17 protein-coding genes are annotated in these 19,841 nt (G+C 62.7%); 14 read left to right on the top strand and 3 right to left on the bottom strand.

The window, feature by feature from the left end:
- Genes KG088_RS12820 through tal form a run of 10 tightly spaced genes read left to right on the top strand, consistent with a single transcriptional unit; the run spans position 1 to position 10,360 of the window.
- Positions 1–1,146 carry an ABC transporter ATP-binding protein gene (locus tag KG088_RS12820; protein WP_213825925.1) on the top strand — a complete coding sequence of 382 codons (1,146 nt, stop codon included), beginning with the start codon at positions 1–3 and terminating at the stop codon, positions 1,144–1,146.
- 11 nt (positions 1,147–1,157) lie between these two features.
- Positions 1,158–1,844 carry an HAD family hydrolase gene (locus tag KG088_RS12815; protein WP_213825924.1) on the top strand — a complete coding sequence of 229 codons (687 nt, stop codon included), beginning with the start codon at positions 1,158–1,160 and terminating at the stop codon, positions 1,842–1,844.
- Positions 1,845–1,875: 31 nt separating this feature from the next.
- Positions 1,876–2,667 (top strand): L-iditol 2-dehydrogenase, encoded by a 792-nt coding sequence (locus tag KG088_RS12810; RefSeq protein ID WP_213825923.1) that lies wholly within the window; start codon positions 1,876–1,878, stop codon positions 2,665–2,667.
- Between the two features lie 3 nt (positions 2,668–2,670).
- Positions 2,671–3,624 carry a sugar kinase gene (locus KG088_RS12805; protein WP_213825922.1) on the top strand — a complete coding sequence of 318 codons (954 nt, stop codon included), beginning with the start codon at positions 2,671–2,673 and terminating at the stop codon, positions 3,622–3,624.
- Positions 3,621–4,901, top strand: coding sequence for a D-tagatose-bisphosphate aldolase, class II, non-catalytic subunit (locus KG088_RS12800; RefSeq protein ID WP_213825921.1), 1,281 nt, complete (start codon positions 3,621–3,623; stop codon positions 4,899–4,901). Before KG088_RS12805 ends, KG088_RS12800 begins: the two co-directional genes overlap by 4 nt.
- Positions 4,902–4,911: 10 nt before the next feature.
- Positions 4,912–5,661 carry a GolD/DthD family dehydrogenase gene (locus KG088_RS12795; protein WP_213825920.1) on the top strand — a complete coding sequence of 250 codons (750 nt, stop codon included), beginning with the start codon at positions 4,912–4,914 and terminating at the stop codon, positions 5,659–5,661.
- Positions 5,662–5,710: 49 nt separating this feature from the next.
- On the top strand, positions 5,711–6,346 hold the full coding sequence (locus KG088_RS12790; RefSeq protein WP_213825919.1) for a nucleoside/nucleotide kinase family protein: 636 nt from the start codon (positions 5,711–5,713) through the stop codon (positions 6,344–6,346).
- Positions 6,347–6,396: 50 nt separating this feature from the next.
- Entirely contained in the window at positions 6,397–7,884 is a 1,488-nt protein-coding gene (locus KG088_RS12785) for a mannitol dehydrogenase family protein (protein WP_213825918.1), read from the top strand.
- Entirely contained in the window at positions 7,884–9,386 is a 1,503-nt protein-coding gene (gene xylB / locus KG088_RS12780; RefSeq protein ID WP_213826007.1) for a xylulokinase, read from the top strand. Before KG088_RS12785 ends, xylB begins: the two co-directional genes overlap by 1 nt.
- A 20-nt stretch (positions 9,387–9,406) precedes the next feature.
- Complete coding sequence (tal, locus tag KG088_RS12775) at positions 9,407–10,360, top strand: transaldolase (RefSeq protein ID WP_213825917.1); 954 nt, start codon at positions 9,407–9,409, stop codon at positions 10,358–10,360.
- 20 nt (positions 10,361–10,380) lie between these two features.
- Here tal and KG088_RS12770 read toward each other — a convergent pair whose 3' ends face one another.
- A complete protein-coding gene (locus KG088_RS12770; protein ID WP_213825916.1) occupies positions 10,381–10,692 on the bottom strand; it encodes a Nif3-like dinuclear metal center hexameric protein in 312 nt (103 codons plus the stop codon).
- A 296-nt stretch (positions 10,693–10,988) separates the two neighbouring features.
- On the opposite strand from KG088_RS12770, the gene KG088_RS12765 reads away from it, so the two are divergent.
- Positions 10,989–11,834, top strand: coding sequence for a fructosamine kinase family protein (locus KG088_RS12765; RefSeq protein ID WP_213825915.1), 846 nt, complete (start codon positions 10,989–10,991; stop codon positions 11,832–11,834).
- Between the two features lie 25 nt (positions 11,835–11,859).
- On the opposite strand, the gene cynS is transcribed toward KG088_RS12765, so the two are convergent.
- Positions 11,860–12,300: a cyanase gene (gene cynS, locus KG088_RS12760; protein ID WP_213825914.1), complete on the bottom strand. Its 441-nt coding sequence runs from the start codon at positions 12,298–12,300 to the stop codon at positions 11,860–11,862.
- A 387-nt stretch (positions 12,301–12,687) separates the two neighbouring features.
- Positions 12,688–13,611, bottom strand: coding sequence for an alpha/beta fold hydrolase (locus KG088_RS12755; protein WP_213825913.1), 924 nt, complete (start codon positions 13,609–13,611; stop codon positions 12,688–12,690).
- A gap of 164 nt (positions 13,612–13,775) precedes the next feature.
- Here KG088_RS12755 and KG088_RS12750 point away from each other — a divergent pair, with 164 nt between their 5' ends.
- The 3 genes from KG088_RS12750 to KG088_RS12740 all read left to right on the top strand — a co-directional run bounded on the left by KG088_RS12750 (position 13,776) and on the right by KG088_RS12740 (position 19,772).
- The gene (locus KG088_RS12750; protein WP_213825912.1) at positions 13,776–15,230 is read left to right on the top strand and encodes a TolC family outer membrane protein; all 1,455 of its coding nucleotides are present in this window, start codon (positions 13,776–13,778) and stop codon (positions 15,228–15,230) included.
- 88 nt (positions 15,231–15,318) lie between these two features.
- Positions 15,319–16,608, top strand: a complete 1,290-nt coding sequence (locus KG088_RS12745; protein ID WP_213825911.1) for an efflux RND transporter periplasmic adaptor subunit — start codon at positions 15,319–15,321, stop codon at positions 16,606–16,608.
- Positions 16,605–19,772 carry an efflux RND transporter permease subunit gene (locus tag KG088_RS12740; protein WP_213825910.1) on the top strand — a complete coding sequence of 1,056 codons (3,168 nt, stop codon included), beginning with the start codon at positions 16,605–16,607 and terminating at the stop codon, positions 19,770–19,772. The genes KG088_RS12745 and KG088_RS12740 overlap by 4 nt, the downstream gene beginning before the upstream one ends.
- Positions 19,773–19,841 lie beyond the last annotated feature (69 nt).

Here is a 19,841-nt window from a genome sequence, read left to right as displayed (position 1 = left end):
ATGGCAACACTAGAACTCAAACAGATCACCAAGCGCTTCGACGATACCGATGTCATCAAGGGCATCGACCTCGAGGTTAATGACCGTGAATTCGTGGTCTTCGTCGGACCCTCCGGCTGTGGCAAGTCGACGCTGATGCGCATGATCGCCGGGCTGGAAAGTGCCACCTCGGGCGATATCCTTATCAACGGAGAGCGCATTAACGAAGTGGGTCCCGCTCACCGTGGCCTGGCCATGGTGTTCCAGAGTTATGCGCTCTATCCGCACATGACGGTCGAGGACAACATGGGGTTCAGCATGCGCCTGGCCAAGGTGCCCAAGGAGCAACGGCGTCAGAAGGTCCTCGAGGCGGCGAAGATCCTCCAGCTCGAGCCGCTGCTGGACCGCAAGCCCAAGGCGCTCTCCGGTGGCCAGCGCCAGCGTGTGGCGATCGGACGAGCCATCGTGCGAAATCCCAGCATCTTTCTCTTCGACGAGCCGCTGTCCAACCTGGATGCGGCGCTGCGCGTGCAGATGCGCATCGAGCTGGCGCGTCTCCACGAGGAGCTCGATGCCACCATGATCTATGTTACCCACGACCAGATCGAGGCCATGACCATGGCCGACAAGATCGTGGTGCTGCATGACGGTGTGGTCGAACAGATGGGCTCGCCCATGGAGCTCTACCACCATCCCCGGAACCGCTTCGTGGCGGGCTTCATCGGTTCGCCGAAGATGAACTTCCTGGACGTCTCGCTAGAAGAGGCGGGACCGGAGGGCGTTCGTATCCGCTTGCCCAGCGGCAGGGACTGTACGGTACCGGTGGACGGTAGCGAGCTGGCAGTCGATTCGCCGCTTGAGCTCGGCATTCGCCCTGAGCATCTGCAACTCGACGATCAGGGCCCGCTCTCGGGCGAGATCCAGGTACTCGAGCGCCTGGGCGGCCAGACATCGCTGTACGTGCAGATGGGCGAGTTGGTGGTCACCATCATGGCCGATGGTGATGTAGCGCATCGCGTGCATGACATGGTGCGTTTCGGTTTCGACCCCATGCGCGCCCATCTCTTCAACAGCGAAGGCACGGCACTGCCCAGCCTCCACCAGCATCCCCTTGCCGGCCTGACCCGCCGCGACCACCGCCAGGCGGCCGAAGGCAGTAACCAGTGACGGGAGCGACCATGGAAACTCTGATTTTCGACTGCGATGGCGTGCTGGTGGACAGTGAGACCATCGCCGAGGCGACGCTGGTTGAGCTTCTCGGAGAATGGCTGCCCGATCTGGCCGCCGAAACGGTGTTGCGTCAGGCGCTGGGCATGACCACTGGGCACATTCTCCGTCACCTAGAACCGCTGAGCCGCTATCCACTTCCGGTCGATGCCGCCGAGCGGGTGGATCTGACCATCGAGGCCCGGCTGGCAACGGACCTCGAGGCCATAGAGGGTGTGGCCCAGGTAATCGCCTCGCTGGGCCTCCCTATGGCAGTGGTCTCCAACAGTCGCCGCCGGCGTGTCCTGGCGTCGCTTGCCACCACGGGTCTGGATGCCCGGATCGGTGAATCTCCCGTCTATACGGCGGACCAGGTCGAGCGCCCCAAGCCGGCTCCCGACCTCTACCTGCTGGCGGCGCGAGAGCTGGGCTGCGCTCCTTCGGATTGCCTGGTGGTGGAGGACAGCGTCTCGGGAACGACCGCTGCACATGCCGCTGGCATGACCGTCATCGGTTTCGTCGGCGCCAGTCATGTCGACCCGGGCCAGTCGCAGCGTCTCCGCGAGGCCGGTGCCTGGCGGATTCTCGACCACATGCATGGACTCGAGGCCCTGATAGCTGACTGGCAGCGTGAGCGTCGGAGGGTAACGACCCACTGAACCCCCACCCTACATAGACAAGGAAGACAGGATGAAACTCGAGAACAAGACGAGCGTGATCACCGGTGGTGCCCGTGGCATCGGCCTGGCCATCGCCAAACGCTACCTGGCGGAAGGCGCGAATGTCGTCGTCGCCGATATCGATCCGGCCGCCATCGATGAGGCCGTTGAGGTCCTGACAGCCAAGGCCGGAGGCGAGTCGGCGCGGGTGATGGGCGTGCGCCTGGACGTCTCTGACCGTGCCTCGGTCGACGCCATGATCGACAGCGTTAGCGACCATTTCGGCGGTATCGATATCCTGGTCAACAACGCCGCCGTCTTCGACATGGCCCCGGTACTGGAGGTGACCGAGGCCAGCTACGACAAGCAATTCGGCGTCAACGTCAAGGGGCTCTTCTTCACCCTCCAGGCGGTGGCTCAATCCATGGTCGACCGCGGCAAGGGCGGGGCGATCATCAACATGGCCTCCCAGGCAGGGCGGCGCGGCGAGGAGCTGGTGAGCATGTACTGCGCCACCAAGGCGGCGGTGATCAGCCTGACCCAGTCCTGTGCCCTGGGGCTCATCGAGCACGGCATTCGCGTCAACGGTATCGCCCCGGGGGTGGTGGACACGCCCATGTGGGCCGAGGTCGACGCCCTCTTCGCCCGCTACGAGAACCGCCCCCTCGGCGAGAAGAAGCGCCTGGTGGGGGAGGCGGTGCCCTTTGGACGCATGGGCCGCCCCGACGACTACGGCGGTGCCGCTGTCTTCTTGGCCAGCGAGGACAGCGAATACGTGGTGGCGCAGACGCTTAACGTCGACGGCGGCAACTGGATGAGCTGAGTCATGTTCGATATCGCAACCAGCGGCGAGTTGCTCGCCGAGTTCATGGCCGCGGAAAAGGGCCAGCGTTTCGACTCACCCGGCCGATTTACCGGACCCTTCCCCAGCGGGGCACCGGCGATTTTCGCCTCGCAGGCGGCACGCCTGGGGGCGCGAGTCGCCTATGCCGGGCGGGTGGGCCGCGACGGCTTCGGTGACCTGGTGGTCGAGCGGCTGCGTCGCGATGGCATCGATGTGACCGCAGTGCAGCGCGACCCCGAGCGCCCCACCGGCACGGCCTTCGTCAGCTATCAGGCGGACGGCAGCCGGCACTTCATCTTCAACTTGGCCCACAGTGCCAGCGGCCAGCAGACCTTGGATGAGAACGCGCTGGAACACCTCTCGGCCTGCCGGTACTTCCATGTGATGGGTTCCTCGCTCGCCTCGAGGGGGGCCATCGAGATCTTGCTGCGCCTAGTGGCGCGGGTTAAGGAGAAGGGTGGCAAGATCAGCTTCGATCCCAACGTTCGCCCTGAGCTGATGGTAAGTGATGGTGCGCGTGAGGCCCTGCTGGAGGTGCTGAGATGCTGTGACCTCTTTCTGCCCAGTGACGCCGACCTCGAATGGTTGGCCAATGATGGCGAGGATACCGACGCCACCGTGGCGCGGCTGATGGCCGAACATCCCATGTCGCTGGTGGTGCTCAAGCGCGCCGCGGCGGGCTGCCGGGCCTATACCGGCGACGAGGTTATCGAGGCAGCAGGCCTGGTGGTGGATGAAGTCGATCCCACTGGGGCTGGCGACTGCTTCGGTGGCGCCCTGGTGGCGGCGCTTGCGGCCGAACGCACTCTGCCCGAGGCGTTGCGTCTGGCCAACGCCGCCGGGGCCCACGCCGTGAGCGTGCTGGGACCTATGGAAGGCTGCAGCGACCCGACCACCCTGGAACGGCGGCTGGCCGCCGCAGGAGATATCTCATGAGCCATACCCTCGATGCCATCGTCGTCGCCAACCGGCGCGGTAAGCAACAAGGCATCACCTCCATCTGCTCGGCTCATCCGTTGGTGCTTGAAGCGGCCTGCGAGCGCGCTCTGGCCGACGACATGCCGCTTCTGGTGGAGGCCACTTGCAACCAGGTCAACCAGGAGGGCGGCTACACCGGTATGACGCCGGCGGACTTCCGCGATGCCGTGGAAGCCATCGCCGTTCGGGTCGGGTTGCCTGTCGAGCGGCTGATCCTGGGGGGCGACCACCTGGGACCCTCGCCCTGGCAAGCATTGCCGGCCGAGCAGGCCATGGCCCGCGCTGAGGCCATGGTGGCGGCCTATGCGGCGGCGGATTTCGAGAAGCTGCACCTGGACGCCAGCATGCCCTGCGCCGACGATCCCGGAATGCTGGACGATGCCACGGTGGCGTATCGGGCCGCTCGCCTGGCCAGGGTGGCCGAGGATGCCGCCGGCGAAGGCCGCGACCGGCTGCGCTATGTGGTGGGTACGGAGGTGCCGGTACCCGGTGGTGCCCAGGAGCACCTGGATATCCTCGCCGTCACGGATACTCGCGATCTGCAGGCGACACTGGAGACCCACCGTAACGTGTTCGCCGAGGAAGACTTGGAGGCCGCCTGGCGTCGAGTGAGGGCGGTAGTGGTCCAGCCCGGCGTGGAATTCGGCCATACCGAGGTGGTGGATTTCGTTCCCGAGGCAGCCGCTGAGCTGAGCCGCGCCATTGACGCCTGGCCCGACCTGGTGTTCGAGGCCCACTCTACCGACTACCAGATTCCTCAGGCCTACCGGGAACTGGTCGCCTGCCATTTCGCCATTCTAAAGGTTGGCCCTGCGCTGACCTTCGCCACGCGCGAGGCGCTGTTCGCCCTGGATCGGATCGCCGAGGAGGCGCCGGACGTGCGCTGGCCAGTACCGCTGCGCGAGACTCTGGAGGCGGAGATGCTCGCCGAGCCGCGCTATTGGGCCGCCTACTACGAAGGTGACGAAGCCCAGCAACGCTTCGCCCGGGCCTATAGCCTGAGCGACCGCAGCCGCTACTACTGGGCACGGCCCAAGGTAGCCGAGGCGGTCGAGGCACTTTTTTCTGCCCTGTCGGCGTCGCCCATTCCGCCGACCCTGATCAGCCAGTACCTGCCGGCGCAGTACGCCGCCGTCCGTCGTGGCGAACTCGCCGTCGAGCCACGGGCGCTGGTACGCCACCGCATCGTCGAGACACTGGCAGACTATGCCGCGGCCTGCCGACCGAGTCATTGAGGAGACGTTGATGGGTAACCTGAGTTTCGACTTCACTGGCCGTGTGGCGCTGGTCACCGGCGCCGCCAACGGGATCGGCAAGGTCGTGGCCGAATATCTCGCCGCAGCCGGGGCACGCCTGGTGCTGGTTGACCGCAGCGAGGCGGTGCACGAACTCGCCGAGTCTTTGCCCACCCAGGTTCTGTCACGGGTCCAGGACGTGACCGACGAGGCGGCGGTGATCGCAACACTGCAGGCGACCCGTCAGCGTTTCGGCGGGCTCGATATTCTGGTCAACAACGCCGGCATCGGACCGCTGGATGCCGCCGAGACGATGTCCAGCGAACTCTGGGACCAGACCCAGGCGGTCAATCTGCGTGGGGTCTTTTTGTTCTGTCGCGAGGCGGGCAAGACGATGCTGGAACGCGGTGAGGGGCGCATCGTCAACCTCGCCTCCCAGGCGGCCAGCGTGGGGCTCGCTGGTCACCTGGCCTACTGCACCAGCAAGGCCGGGGTGCTGGGGCTGACGCGTACCCTGGCACTGGAGTGGGGGCCACGGGGTATTACCGTCAACGCGGTGTCGCCCACGGTGGTGGAGACCGAACTGGGCCGCTACGGCTGGGCCGGGGATAAGGGTGAGCGCATGAAGGCACTGATTCCTACCCGGCGCTTCGCTCAACCGGAAGAGATCGTCGCCGCCATCCTCTATCTCGCCTCCCGGGAGGCTGCCATGGTCAATGGTGCCGACCTGCGAATCGATGGCGGTTACACCGCCATCTGACGCGAGAATGAAAACCCACACGCATCCAGTTCATGCCCGGAGAGGTGTCATGAGTTCTGTTCCCTCTATCGATTCACTGTCCGAGTTGACCCGAAGGGTCCTTGACGCCGCCACTGGCCAGGACCGCTTCCTGGTGGCGCTAGCTGGGCCGCCCGGCGCTGGCAAGTCCTACCGCTCGCAGCAGCTCTTCCAGGCCATCGACGAGGCTCTGCCGGGGCAAGTGGTGGTGGTCCCCATGGATGGCTACCACTTCGACAACGCCGTGCTTGGCGACGCGCAGCTGCCGGTTAAGGGCGCGCCCCACACCTTCGACGCCGACGGCTTGAGGGTCGACCTGAAACGCATTCGCCGTGCGGGTGCCACGGTGGCGGTGCCGGTGTTCGACCGCCCCCTGGACCTGGCCCGAGCCGGGGGCCGGCTGGTTACCCGTGAGCACCGTATCGTCATCGTCGAGGGCAACTACCTGCTGCTCGACCAGGAACCTTGGCGTGCCCTGCACGACCTCTTCGACCTGCGCGTGATGCTCGAGGTGGATGACGAGGTGCTGGAGCGGCGCCTGATCGAGCGCTGGTGGTCCATGGGACACGACGACGAGTTCGCTCGACGCAAGGCACTGGACAAGGACATGCCCAACGCCCACCTCGTCAAGACCACATCCATCATGCCCGACCTGGCATGGCGCTGACGCCGTGCCACGGGCCGAGACGCCGAGCGTGGCTCGGCAGGAGACTCTTCATGACTCAACTCAACAACGCCAATCTGGGCCGGCTGGGGTCCGAGGTCGCGGTTCCCGACTATGACCGCGCCGCCGTCACGCCGGGCATCGTGCATTTCGGCGTGGGGGGGTTCCACCGCGCCCACCAGGCCATGTATCTGGATGACTTGATGAACCGCGGCGAGGCACTGGACTGGGGCATCGTTGGTATCGGCGTGATGCCGGGGGACCACCGCATGCAGGAGGCCCTGGCCGCCCAGGATCACCTCTACACCCTGGTGGTCAAGCACCCCGACGGCCGCTACGAGCCACGGGTGATCGGCTCGATGGTCGACTACCGCTTCGCACCGGAAGACCCCGAGGCGGTGATCGAGACCCTGGCCGGTCCGGCCATTCGCATCGTCTCACTGACCGTGACAGAGGGCGGTTACAATTTTCACCCCGTGACCGGCGAGTTTGACCTCGACAACCCCGATGTGCGCCACGACCTGGCGCACCCGGCTGCACCGAAGACGACCTTCGGGCTGATCACCGAGGCCTTGTCGCGCCGTCGTGAGCGAGGCCTAGCCCCCTTCACGGTGATGTCCTGCGACAATATCCAGGGCAACGGCGAAGTGGCGCACCGCATGTTCACGGCCTTTGCGCTCGCCCGCGATGGCGAGCTTGCCGACTGGATCGAGGCCGAGGTTGCCTTCCCCAACTCCATGGTCGATCGCATCACGCCGGTCACCGCTGCCACCGACATCGAGGAGCTTTCCCGCCGTTTCGGCGTCGACGACACCTGGCCGGTGGTCTGCGAGCCCTTCACCCAGTGGGTGCTGGAGGACCGCTTCGTCGCCGGGCGGCCGGCCTTCGAGGACGTCGGCGTGCAAGTGGTCGAGGACGTAGAGCCCTACGAGCTGATGAAGCTGCGCCTGCTCAACGCCAGTCACCAGGCCCTGTGTTATTTCGGTTACCTGGCCGGCTACCGCTACGCCCACGAGGTGTGCCAGGATCAGCTCTTCGTCGACTTCCTGCTTGATTACATGCGTCGCGAGGGCTCGCCGACCCTGGCGCCGGTGCCGGGCGTGGACCTCGAGCAGTATCGCCTGACCCTGATCGAACGCTTCGCCAACCCGCAGATCAGGGATACCTTGGCGAGGCTGTGTGCCGAGAGTTCGGACCGCATCCCCAAGTGGCTGGTACCGGTAATACGCGAGCAGCTCGCGCGGGGCGGCGAGATCCATCGCAGCGCGGCAGTGGTGGCCAGCTGGGCTCGCTATGTCGAGGGGGTCGATGAACAGGGCGAGCCCATCGAAGTCGTCGATCGCCTCAAGGATTCGCTGATGGCCATTGCGGCAGACAATCGCAAGAATCCGGCTGCCTTTATCGGAAATCGCGAGCTTTTCGGTGATCTGGCCGATAACTTGCGCTTTCAAGAGGCCTATCTGGATGCGCTGGCCTCTCTCCACCAAGGTGGTGCGCGTGTCACACTGGAGTCCTTGGTTCCGGCGAGAGGAAAGGCATGATGTTCATCGGTGTGGACTGCGGGACCCAGAGCACCAAAGTGGTGGTACTGGACATCGACAAGGCGAGGGTGCTCGGCGAGGCGAGCCGTCCTCACCACTTGATCGAGGGCGAGGGCGGTCGCCGCGAACAGCAGCCTAGCGAGTGGCTCGAGGCGCTACGCGGCGCCTTCGAGGAGGCCGTGAGCGAGGCCGGCATCGATCGTCGCGCAATTCGCGCCATCGGGGTCTCCGGGCAGCAGCATGGCATGGTGGCGCTGGACGATGCCGGTGAGCCGGTGCACCCGGCCAAGTTGTGGTGCGACACCGAGACGGCGCCCCAGAATACCGACCTGATCACGCGGCTGGGGGGCGAAGCGGGTTGCCTGGAGAAATTGGGCCTGGTGCTGCAGACCGGCTACACAGCTTCCAAGGTGGCCTGGCTGCGCGAGACCCACCCCGAGGCCTATCGACGGATCGATGCCTTGCTGCTGCCCCACGATTACCTGAATTTCTGGCTTACCGGTGAGCGGGTGGCCGAGGCCGGGGATGCCTCGGGTACGGGCTATTTCGATACCCGTTCGCGGCGGTGGCGCCATGATGTGCTTGCCGAGATCGCCCCTGAGCTGGACCCAGAGAGGGTATTGCCGCGCTTGATCGACTCCCACGAGCCCGCCGGCAGGATACGCCGGGAGGTAGCCCGCCAGCTGGGCCTCGCCGACGATGTCCTGGTATCCAGCGGGGGCGGCGACAATATGCTGGGTGCCATCGGCACGGGTAATATTCGTCCGGGACTCGTGACCATGAGCCTGGGGACTTCCGGTACGGTGTGCGCCTTCTCCCCCGAACCGGTGGTGCTCGACAGCGCCATGGTCGCCAATTTCTGTTCGAGTAACTGCGGCTGGCTGCCGCTGGTCTGTACCATGAACGTGACTTCCGCCACGACCCGGATGCGAGAACTCCTCGGCCTGGATCTGGCGACCTTCGGGGCACGGGTCGCCGAGGCACCGCCGGGTGCAGAGGGGGTGACAATGCTGCCCTTCTTCAATGGCGAGCGGGTGCCGATGCTACCCGAGGCGTCGGCAAGCCTAGCCGGACTGACCAGTGTCAATACGTCCCAGGCCAACCTCTGCCGGGCGGTGATAGAGGGCGCGACCTTTGGTCTGCACTATGGGCTGGAGCTTTTCGGGGGGCTGTCCGAGGGAGTCGACCAGATTCGCCTAATCGGTGGCGGAGCAAAAAGCCCGGTATGGCGCCAGATGGTCGCCGACATCACCGATGCCCAGGTGATTTGCCCAGAGATCACTGATGCCGCCGCCCTGGGCGCGGCCCTCCAGGCGGCATGGTGCCACCAGCGCCAGGGAGATGCCGAGGCCAGCCTGTCGGCACTCTGCGATCGGGTGGTGCATCTCGATGAGGGATCGCGAGCCGATCCCGATCCCGCCAGGGTGGCCACCTATCGTGATGTCTATGCTCGCTATTGCCGTGAACTCGCCGGGCGGTACCCGCTCGTCAACCAAAATTGACATTGATAAGGAGCTTTACCATGACGACACAACTGGATGCCCTGAAATCCCATTCCCTGGTGGTCGCCGATACCGGTGATCTCGATGCTATCGAGCGTTACCGCCCCCAGGATGCCACTACCAATCCCTCCCTGCTGCTCAAGGCCTTTGACCTTCCCGGCTATCAGACCCTGATCGACAACACCCTGAGCGAGATACCCGCCACGGACGGCGACCGCCAGGCGCGTGTCGAACATGCCGTGGACCGCCTCGCGGTGGCCATGGGTGCCGAAATCAGCAAACTGGTACCCGGCCGGGTTTCCACCGAAGTCGCCGCTCGGCTTTCCTTCGACACACCCGCCAGTATCGCCAAGGCCCATGAGCTGATCGAGCTCTACGACAAGCACGGCGTGGGCCGCGATCGGGTGCTGATCAAGCTGGCCTCGACCTGGGAGGGTATTCGTGCCGCCGAGCAGCTCGAGAAGGAGGACATCAACTGCAACCTTACGTTGCTGTTCAGCGATGCCCAGGCACAGGCCTGCTTCGATGCCGGGGTCTTTCTGGTATCGCCCTTCGTCGGCCGGGTCACCGACTGGTACAAGAAGGAAACCGGTCGTGACTACATGCCCGAGGAGGACCCCGGCGTGCAGTTTGTGCGTGGCGTCTGCGAGCGCGTGAGCCGGGGAGGCTACGACACCGTGGTGATGGGGGCGAGTTTCCGCACCATCGGTCAGGTGCTGGCGCTGGCGGGTTGCCCTCGGCTGACGATCTCTCCGGTGCTGCTCGAGGAACTCGATGGCATGCAGGGCGAGGTGGAGCGCCAGGTGACTCTGGATACTTCCAGCGGGTCCCGGTCGACGCCGCTCACCGAGGCCGAATTCCGTTGGGGGCACAATGGCGATGCTATGGCCAACGACAAGCTGGCCGAGGGCATACGGCGCTTCGATGAGGACCAACGAACACTCGAGGCGCGAATCGCCGAACGCTTGGGCTGATGCTTCCGCCTTGCATCGGTCTAGGGGCTCTCCAGCTTCCAGACATCAAACGCGGGCTCCTCATAAGGATGCGCGAGTTTAAGCGCAGACACCGCCCGGTGGATAAGGTCGTCCTCGCAGACCAGCTCCACCTTGAGCTCATCGACGAATTCCAGTTCCCCGACCCGGCCGATGTGCGGGTCGGCACCGCCCAGTGGACGAAATTGGCCGGTGCCGACTGATTGAAAGCAGCAGGCTTCGTAGTCGCCGATGCGTCCGGCACCACTGGCGAAGACGGCCTCCTTGACGCGTTCGGCATCCTCGTTGGGGACAAAGAAGGCGAGCTTGTACATGGAGATCTCCTTGATAGGCGACAATCGGCGTGACGAAATGGAGCATGCCCCGGAAAAGGCGCTGGAAAAAAGTTATTCAGATCATCTACAAATGAACTAGCATGTACATACTGTCAGTTGCGACCCGATGCTTATACGTTACCTTGTCTACCGAATGAGTCTAGCGCCTGATTGATACTGTTGTTGTACCCCGTTTTGCCGCCCTTAGTGGGCGGTTTTTTTGCGCCATACTATGACCATCGGCATGACTAGCCAGAGAAACCGCCTGACATCGCAAATGCAGGAGAGGAATGAGGATGGAGAATGAACTCAGCAACCTTCTGCAGGAACTCGACCTAGTGCCATGCGGCGCGCTCAAGCCGCTTAGTGGCGGCGATATCGCCGCCGTCTATCGTCTGGAAACCCGCCAGGGAACGGTCATCATCAAGCATGACGATGCCGAGCGCTTGGCGGGAGAAGCAGATGGGCTGCGCACGCTTCGCGAGGCAAGTTCGCGCCTGATCGTGCCCGAGGTGATCGGGCAGCGCGACAACTGGTTGGTGATGGAAGCTTTGGAGGCAGCGCCACGTAATGCCAGGAGTGAGACTTGCCTGGGGGAGGGCCTGCGTGAATTGCATGGTACTAACGGCGACCGCCATGGATGGCCGAGAGACAACGCCTGCGGCCTCACCCCACAGCCCAATGCGCCGCTCAATGATGGTCGGGCATTCCAGCGGGAGCGGCGTCTGTTGCCACTCGCCGCGGCTTGCCGGCAGAAAAAGCGGCTGGACGAGGCCCTTCACGGGCGCATCGAGGCCATTGCGTGGTCGTTGGAAGGGTGGTTGCCGGATATCCGCGCAAGCCTCGTGCACGGTGATCTATGGTCGGGGAATGTGCTTTTCACTCCCCAGGGACCGGCGGTTATTGACCCGGCAGTCTATCAACATTATCCGGACGTCGATCTAGCGATGCTGACGCTTTTCGGCGCACCGGGGGCGGCCTTCTTCGAGGCCTACTGGAAGGGCGATGCCCCAGCTGACTGGCCGAGGCGTGAAGCATTGTTCCAGTTGTATCCGCTGCTCAACCATCTGCTGCTGTTCGGCGGGGCGTATCGCAGCGGGGTAGAGCGCACGGTCGCCAGGCTGGAAGCGCATCGGGCCTGAGGCTATCAGGCCCGCTGGTTGGCGCTTACCAGGCCTTGTAGGGCAGGAATTTGCCGTTCAGTGTCAGCAACACGCGGTCACCCTTGGGATCTTCGATCTTGTCGACTTCCATGGAAAAATCGATGGCACTCATGATGCCGTCGCCGAATTTTTCCTGGATCACATCCTTGAGCGTTTCACCGTAGACGCCGACCACTTCATAAAGACGGTAGATCAGCGGGTCCTGCGGGATGGCCTCGTCCCAAGTCTTGGTGGGAAAGGTGGTTAGTGCGTCGGCAGCCTCGCCATCGACACCTAGTACGTCAGCGATCTTGTGGGCTACCTCTGGGCTTGCGCTGTTCATTCCGTAGCAGGCCGAAGCTACCCAGACCGGCGACATGTCCACGGCACGGCCGATATCCTCCCAGGTCATCTGCTTACGGGCCTTGGCGGCAAGCAGGGTATGGCGCATCTCAAGCTTATCCATGATGAGTTTCCTCTGGAGTCGGGTTAAACAGCTTCATGGGCTGACGACAATGGGGGTCGCTCTCCACCACACGATTCATCATCGCCTCGTGGTTGAGAGGAGTCTCGCTGACACCCCGGCCAGTGCTTGTCGCTGGTTTGTCCAACTCACGGGAGTAGAGGCAAGACAAAATGCGCTGTTGTGGTGCATGGCGAGCGTGCCCGGCGAGTCTCGATACTTTACTTGCGAGCTTTGTGCCACCTTCCCACAATCGCTTGAAAATACCTTTTTGAACAGTGGTTTAATTGAATTACTTATCGACCGTGAGGCGAGGTGAAGAGTCACGAAATAGCGCGACTAGTGTGTTTCTTGCGTGCGATAGGAGAGTTGTTGCTCGCTAAGTATCGCTCAAGTGTTATCTGTGCGGGTGATCCAACGTAGGACGCGATGCCACCAGCGTGGCCTGAAGGCCGATGCGCTTGGTATCAAACGCTCCCGTGGACAGGTGAGAAACTCGGCAATAGGGTCGACTTGGCTGGCCCGGTCAAGCATCGGGGCATGACCGCAACCGGGTACCTCGAGTGTCACCAGACCCTGGTGTACCTCGGCCATGCGTTCGACGCTCGCGGCCTTGAGCAATGGCGAGTGTTCTCCGCGCACGACCATCAGCGGGCAGTGGATCGCCGACCAGTCGGCCCAGGTATCGCGCGGTGTATCATGGACGAATTGCTCACTGATGCGAGGATCGAAATGGTACGTCCAGCTGCCGTCGGGCAGGCGCCTGGCGCTTTCCTCTGCCAGACGCCGCCAGGCTGCCTCATCTTCGATGCCGAAGCCGGCATAATGGCGGCGTAACTCGGCTTGCAGATCACTGAAATGCCAGAATCGGTGCAGTACCCCAAAGTAAGTGGCCAGCTCGGTGAGGCCATCGGGATCCAGTTCGGGGCCCACGTCGTTGAGTACCAGCCGCTCGATGCGATTGGCGGTGGAAGGCTCGGCGGCCAGCAGTATACCAAGCAATCCGCCCATGGAAGTGCCAACCCAAGGCACTTGCGCTAGCTTGAAGTGATCCATGACCGCTACGGCCACTTGCATATAATGCTCATAGAGATAGTCGTGGGCCGGATGCAGCGACCAGCTCGACAGGCCGCGTCCGGGGGTATCCGGCGCCAAGACCCGCCATTCAGGCCCAAGGGCACGAGCGAAGTCGGCGAAGTCGCCGCCGTGACGCGCCAAGCCGTGCCAGGCGATCACGGTGCGTGGGGCCTGTGGATGCCAGATACGCACCGCAATTTCCAGCTCACGAAACTTGACCATTTCCAATGCATCCATTGACGCCCTCCTTGATTGCCGACCCGGCTATGCTGCATAGCAGCGTAGCCTAGTTGCCGTCGTGGGTGAAGAATTCATCAATGAGCAAGCCAGGCGGTGGCTTCAACGCATGAACATGCGACAATGTATGTAAATAACCATACGCTGTGATCGAGGACATCCTGATGCGCTCTCCCCGTACTAAGCCAACCGTTCGTCGCTTCGCCCACCGGGCCTTGCTGCCGACCCTGGTAGCCTCGGCGTGTGCGATGCCGCTGCAGGCAGCCGATCTGCTCACCATCACCCGGGATGCGTTACAGAACAATGCCGAGTTGGCAGCGGCGCGTTCGACGTTCGGCGTTGTGCGAGCGGGGCATGATATCGAGCAGGCCGACCTGCTGCCGCAGATCGGGGCTTCCGGCAACGTGACGCATAACCGCCAGTATGAGTCACAGTCGAACGGTGCGGGAAGCTTCGCTAGTGGAGGGCCCGGCGCCGGAGATGATCGCTACAATAGTGCTAGCTTGACGCTCGAGGCTTCCCAGGCCCTGTTCGATGCCCGAAATCGTCGTGAGGTTGAGCGATCAGAGCGACAGATCGACCAGGAGACCTACCGCCTGGCGGCGACCGAACAGCAGGTTCTGATCGATGTCGCTGAAGCCTACTTCGAGATCCTGCGTGCCTACGAAATTCTTGAGGCACGACGTGCCCAGGAGCGCGCTATTGGGCGCCAGCTCGAGCAGGCGCGTGAGCAGTTCGAGGTCGGGCTGATCGCGATCACCGAAGTCGAGGAGGCCCAGGCCAGCTTCGACCAGTCGCGTGCCGAACGTATCGCCGCTGAAAGCAGTCTGCAGGTCAATTTCGAGGCATTGGAGCGGTTGACCAGCCAGCGTTACCAGAGCATTGAATCGCTGCAGGAGGAGTTGCCTGTCGAACCACCCGCGCCCAACAGCCGGGATCAATGGGTGGCGATGGCGATGGAGAACAATCCTCTGGTGCTGGCGCAGCAGGCTGGGGTCGAGGTCTCGCGCAGCGGGGTGAATATCTCACAGGCCGGCAGATTGCCGACTCTCGAGGCGTTCGCCAACTACCAGTACAGCGATTCTGACAGTGATGTATTGGCGGGTCATGACTCTTCCAGCCAGGTAGGTTTGGGCGTCAATCTGCCCCTCTATACCGGTGGGAGTACCAGCGCCGAGATACGTCAAAGCACCTTTCAGCTCGAATCGAGCCAATACGAATTTGAGGCCCAGCGTCGCGACACCGTCCAGCAGGTGCGCTCGCTATTTACCCAGGTCAGCAATGACGTCTCCACGGTTGAAGCGCGCGCCCAGGCCATCGTCTCCAACCAGAGCGCTCTGGATGCGACGCGGGCCGGCTACGAGGTGGGGACACGTAACATCGTCGATGTGCTCAATGCCGAGCAGAACCTCTTCTCGGCGATTGCCGACCATGCCGAGGCCCGCTACGACTATGTCGTCAATCTATTGTCGCTGCAACAGCAGGCGGGGACCCTTGACGTGCCCGCCATTGAGGAAATCAACGAGCTGTTGGAGGGTGAGAGTGTCTCCTTTACGTTGCCTGGCGGAGCAGGATACGACGAGGCCATGGAGATCGGCGAGCCGCCCAGCCCACGGTGATGGTTAGCAGTCTATCATTTACATTCATTCATGTATGAATGTAAAATCGAGCCACTTTTCGACATGTACACCGGGATTGTCAACCGTCATGAAAATCCAGATCCGATCCGGCCGAGCTGCCTTGTTGACGCTGGCCATAGGCTTCCTGCTGTCCGCTTGTGGCGAACAGGAGCAAGCAGCACAGCAGAACCAGGGCGAGCAAGAGCCTCCTCCCCAGGCGGTGGAAGTGACCGAGATGGCTCGCCAGGATATCCCGCTGGATAAAGCGTATCCGTCTCTGCTGCGCAGCGACGATGAGGTCACCCTGGTCGCGCGGGTCACGGGCTTTCTCGAAGCGCGTTTGTTCGACCCCGGCGAGCTGGTGGAAGAGGGACAAACGCTTTATAACATCGAGCCGGATCTCTACCAAGCGCTGGTCAACGAGCGCGAGGCGGACTTGCAAAGCGCTCGCGCCGAGATGTCGCGCGCGCAACGCGATGCTCAGCGTTTCCAGCGCTTGCTGAGCCAGAACTCGGTGAGCCAGCAGCAGGTTGACGAGGCGCAGGCCGAGCTGCGTGTCGCTCAAGCCCGTGTCGCACAAGCCGAGGCGGCCTTGGCGAGCGCCAACATCGATCTGGGATATGCCGAGGTCAAGGCACCGGTGTCGGGAATGATTGGCCTTAGCCGGATCAATGTGGGGAACCTGGTGAGCTCGGGTACCGAGCTTGCCACCATCACGCCGCTGGATCCGCTGGAAGTGCGCTTTCAGTTGCCCCAGCGTGACGCGTTCGAGCTGCGCCGCCAGGTCGGCGATGGCGATTCGGTAGAGGATATCCGCGCCACTCTTGATGTGCCATCGCTGAGTGACAGCGAGCAAGCGCAGCTGGAAGGCAAGCTTACCTTTCTTGGCTCGCGTGTCGATGAGGCCACCAGTACCGTTCAGGCCTCGGCTACCTTCCCAAATCCACAAGCCTCTGTCCTTCCTGGCCAGTTTGTGCGGGTGAGTCTAGAAGGGCTGAAGCGCTTCGATGTGCTCGCCGTACCGGAACTTGCCGTGACCCAGGCGTTGATGGGCCCCCAGGTGTTTGTGCTTGATGAAGACAACAAGGCACGTTCACGCACCGTCAGCCTAGGGGAATTGGCCGGGCCGTGGCAGATCATCCGTGAGGGTCTGGAAACTGGAGATCGCGTCATCGTAGGGGATCCGGCTGGTATCGAGCCCGGTACGCCCATCGATCCGCGTGAGTTCCAGGGTGATGCCGGGGAAATCGTCGAACAGGCTGAACAGGAGCAAGCGGAAGAGCAGGCGGAAGAGCAGGCAGAGGCCCAGGCCGCCATGCAGGATGGAGCGCCTGGCGATGAAGCATCAGGGAGTGAGGAAGGGGAAGAGGACGAATGAACTTTTCCAACTTCTTCATCAAGCGGCCGATATTCGCCACGGTACTGGCCATCATCCTGACGCTGGTCGGTGTGATGAGCATGCGCGTGCTGCCGATCGAGCAGTATCCCAGCGTGGTACCGCCCACGGTATCGGTGAGTGCCCAGTATCCGGGTGCCGATGCCGAGACGGTCGCTCAGGCCGTCGCCGCCCCCCTGGCCGAGTCGATCAATGGCGTCGAGGACATGCTCTACATGACCTCGACCAGTGCCGATAATGGCAGCGTCAGCCTTAGCGTGGCCTTCGGCATCGGCACCAATGGTGATATCAACACCATCAATGTCAATAATCGCGTGCAGGGGGCACTGTCACAGCTGCCACAGGAGGTCCAGGACCAGGGCGTCACGGTGGAGTTGAGTTCGAGTTCCATCCTGATGCTGGTGGCGTTGATCGCACCGGATGGTGACTATAACAACGTCTTCATGCAAAACTATGCCACCCTCAATATCCTCGATGAATTGCGTCAGGTACCTGGGGTGGGTAACGCCGAGGTGCTGGGTGGTGGCGAATTCGCCATGCGTATCTGGATGGATCCCGGCAAGCTGTCCGAGTTCGACCTGACGCCCGCCGAGGTCGCCAGCGCCATACGCCAACAGAACACCGAGGTACCGGCGGGCAGCCTGGCGGCAACGCCGCAGAGTGAGCCGCGCAGCTATACCTATACCATCACCGCGGGGGGGCGGCTCAACGATGTCGACGACTTCCGTGACATCTACCTGCGTACCAATCCCGACGGCTCGTCGCTAAGGCTTAGTGACGTGGCGCGTATCGAGCTGGGGGCATCCTATTACGGGGTCGAAGCGCGTTTGAACGGCGCCACGATGACGCCGATCATCATCAACCAGCAGCCCGGGGCCAATGCCCTCGAGACCGCGGCGGCGGTCGAGGCCACGATGGATGATCTGGAAGGTCGCTTTCCGCCGGGGCTTGAATACGTCGTGCCTTACGACACCACGCTATTCATCAATGCCTCGGTGGAGACCGTGGTCAAGGTATTCATCGAGGCCTTCCTGATCGTTGGCGTCATCCTGTTCATCTTCCTGCAGAACTGGCGCTTCACGGTCATCGCCATGTCGGTGGTGCCCGTGTCAGTACTGGCGACCTTCGCCGGGTTCTTCGTGTTCGGTTTCTCGATCAACCTGTTGACGCTGTTTGCGCTGGTGCTGTCGATCGGCATCGTGGTGGACGACGCCATTCTGGTGGTGGAAAACGTCGAACGCGTCCTCAGCGAGGACGAGGAGATCACGGTACTCCAGGCGACGATTCGCGCCATGAAGGAGGTCGGCGGGCCGGTCATCGCCACGTCGCTGATCATGGCTGCAGTATTCGTGCCCGTCGCCTTCCTTGGGGGCTTTACCGGTCAGATCTATCAGCAGTTCGCCTTGACTGTGGCGATCTCTGTGGCCTTCTCGGCGCTGATGGCCCTGACCTTCACGCCGGCGCTGTCGGCAATTTTCATCAAGCACAAACCGGCAAGCGGCAGTGAAACGAAATTTCGGCGGGCGATCAATACACCGCTGCGCCTGTTCGACCGACTCTTTGGCGGGATCACGGCCGCTTACATGTGGGTCGTGAAGCTGCTGGTGCGGTTCTGGGCGTTGGCACTATTGCTGACCGTAATGGTGGGGGCGGGGTCGTGGTGGCTTTACCAGTCCACCCCCTCGACCCTGGTTCCCTCGACCGATCAGGGCATCGTGCTGGTGAGCGTATCGTTGCCGGACGCCGCCTCGCTGGACCGAACCAGCAAGTACATGAGCAAGCTCAGCGATGCCGTGGAAGATATCGACGGGGTGCGCTATTCATCGGCCATCGCCGGGTACGACATCCTCTCGAGTGCGGTCAACACCGCACGGGGCATCATGTTCGTCAATATGGAGACCTGGGCGGAGCGCGACCTGACCGCCGACGAACTGGTGGGGCGCATCTCGCAGTTGGGCGCCGAGATTGAGGGGGGGTCAGCGATGGCCTTTAATGTGCCACCCATCATCGGGCTCTCAACAACTGGTGGCTTTACCGGCTATCTACAGTCGTTCGAGGGGGCATCGTCACAGGAGCTCTATGAGGCCTCGCTGCAAATCATGCAGGCGGCAGGTGAGCATCCGGCCCTGGCCGGGGTATTTACCACGTTCAATGTCAATGTACCGGGCTATCGGGCCGAGATCGATCAGCAGAAGGCCTTGAGCTATGGCGTTTCCCTGGAAGCATTGAACGGCACCCTGTCGAACACCCTGGGCGCGGGTTTCGTCAATTACTTCAGCTACCAGAACCGTAATTTCCAGGTCTACCTGCAGAATGAGGACGAGTATCGCAAGACACCGGATGACTTGCGCAATATCCATGTGCGCGGTGGCGATGGGGGACGCATTCCGCTCTCCGAATTCGTCGAGCTCGAGCGCCAGGCCAAGCCCTCGGTCGTCTCGCGTTTCGGTGTCTATCTGGGGGCTCAGTTCCAGGGCAATCCGGCGCCAGGCTACAGTTCCGGCCAGGCCATCGAGGCCATGGATAGCGTTGTCCAGGACACCCTGGGAGACGGCTGGGGAATGGGCTGGACCGGCACTGCCTATCAGGAGAGCCAGATGGGCAGCACGGCGACCCTGGCCATCGTCTTCGGGTTGATCATGGTCTTTCTTATCCTGGCGGCGCAGTACGAGAGCTGGTCATTGCCCTTGGCGGTGCTTACTGCCACCCCCTTCGCTTTTCTGGGTGGCATCAGCGGCATCGTCATGCGCGGCCTGGATACCAGCGTCTACGTGCAGATTGGCATGCTCGTGGTGGTGGGGCTGGCGGCCAAGAACGCCATCCTGATCGTCGAATTCGCCGAGCTGCAGCGCAAGGAGCAGGGCAAGTCGATCCGCGAGGCGGCCATTACCGCCGCGGAGCTGCGCTTCCGGCCCATCGTCATGACCTCGCTGGCGTTCATCTTCGGTACTCTACCCTTGGCTCTGGCTACCGGGGCGAGCGCCACTAGCAGTCACCATATCGGCACTACGGTGGCGGTTGGCATGGCATCGGTGGCAGTGCTGGGCAGTCTGTTCATCCCGACCTTCTATGCCATGATCGCGCACGTTTCCGATTGGTTGTGGCGCAAGATGGGACGCCATGAAAAGGCCCGTACACCGGGATAATGCTCTGCAACGCCGGGTGGTCTAGGCTGAATGAAATAAACCAATTGTCGGCCCTTGTCCTTAGGGCCC

The sequence above is a fragment of the Halomonas jincaotanensis genome (assembly GCF_018448785.1).
GTDB classification, from domain to species: domain Bacteria; phylum Pseudomonadota; class Gammaproteobacteria; order Pseudomonadales; family Halomonadaceae; genus Halomonas; species Halomonas jincaotanensis.
Note: the sequence above shows the minus strand (reverse complement) of the source record. Positions and strands in the feature narration are given on the sequence as shown.

Coding starts and splice junctions, on each gene's coding strand:
- KG088_RS12755 (WP_213825913.1), bottom strand. CDS start 13,611: ATGGATGCATTGGAAATGGTCAAGTTTCGTGAGCTGGAAATTGCGGTG.
- KG088_RS12800 (WP_213825921.1), top strand. CDS start 3,621: ATGAGCCATACCCTCGATGCCATCGTCGTCGCCAACCGGCGCGGTAAG.
- KG088_RS12805 (WP_213825922.1), top strand. CDS start 2,671: ATGTTCGATATCGCAACCAGCGGCGAGTTGCTCGCCGAGTTCATGGCC.
- KG088_RS12790 (WP_213825919.1), top strand. CDS start 5,711: ATGAGTTCTGTTCCCTCTATCGATTCACTGTCCGAGTTGACCCGAAGG.
- KG088_RS12770 (WP_213825916.1), bottom strand. CDS start 10,692: ATGTACAAGCTCGCCTTCTTTGTCCCCAACGAGGATGCCGAACGCGTC.
- KG088_RS12815 (WP_213825924.1), top strand. CDS start 1,158: ATGGAAACTCTGATTTTCGACTGCGATGGCGTGCTGGTGGACAGTGAG.
- KG088_RS12750 (WP_213825912.1), top strand. CDS start 13,776: ATGCGCTCTCCCCGTACTAAGCCAACCGTTCGTCGCTTCGCCCACCGG.
- cynS (WP_213825914.1), bottom strand. CDS start 12,300: ATGGATAAGCTTGAGATGCGCCATACCCTGCTTGCCGCCAAGGCCCGT.
- KG088_RS12810 (WP_213825923.1), top strand. CDS start 1,876: ATGAAACTCGAGAACAAGACGAGCGTGATCACCGGTGGTGCCCGTGGC.
- KG088_RS12795 (WP_213825920.1), top strand. CDS start 4,912: ATGGGTAACCTGAGTTTCGACTTCACTGGCCGTGTGGCGCTGGTCACC.
- KG088_RS12740 (WP_213825910.1), top strand. CDS start 16,605: ATGAACTTTTCCAACTTCTTCATCAAGCGGCCGATATTCGCCACGGTA.
- KG088_RS12820 (WP_213825925.1), top strand. CDS start 1: ATGGCAACACTAGAACTCAAACAGATCACCAAGCGCTTCGACGATACC.
- tal (WP_213825917.1), top strand. CDS start 9,407: ATGACGACACAACTGGATGCCCTGAAATCCCATTCCCTGGTGGTCGCC.
- KG088_RS12765 (WP_213825915.1), top strand. CDS start 10,989: ATGGAGAATGAACTCAGCAACCTTCTGCAGGAACTCGACCTAGTGCCA.
- KG088_RS12745 (WP_213825911.1), top strand. CDS start 15,319: ATGAAAATCCAGATCCGATCCGGCCGAGCTGCCTTGTTGACGCTGGCC.
- KG088_RS12785 (WP_213825918.1), top strand. CDS start 6,397: ATGACTCAACTCAACAACGCCAATCTGGGCCGGCTGGGGTCCGAGGTC.
- xylB (WP_213826007.1), top strand. CDS start 7,884: ATGTTCATCGGTGTGGACTGCGGGACCCAGAGCACCAAAGTGGTGGTA.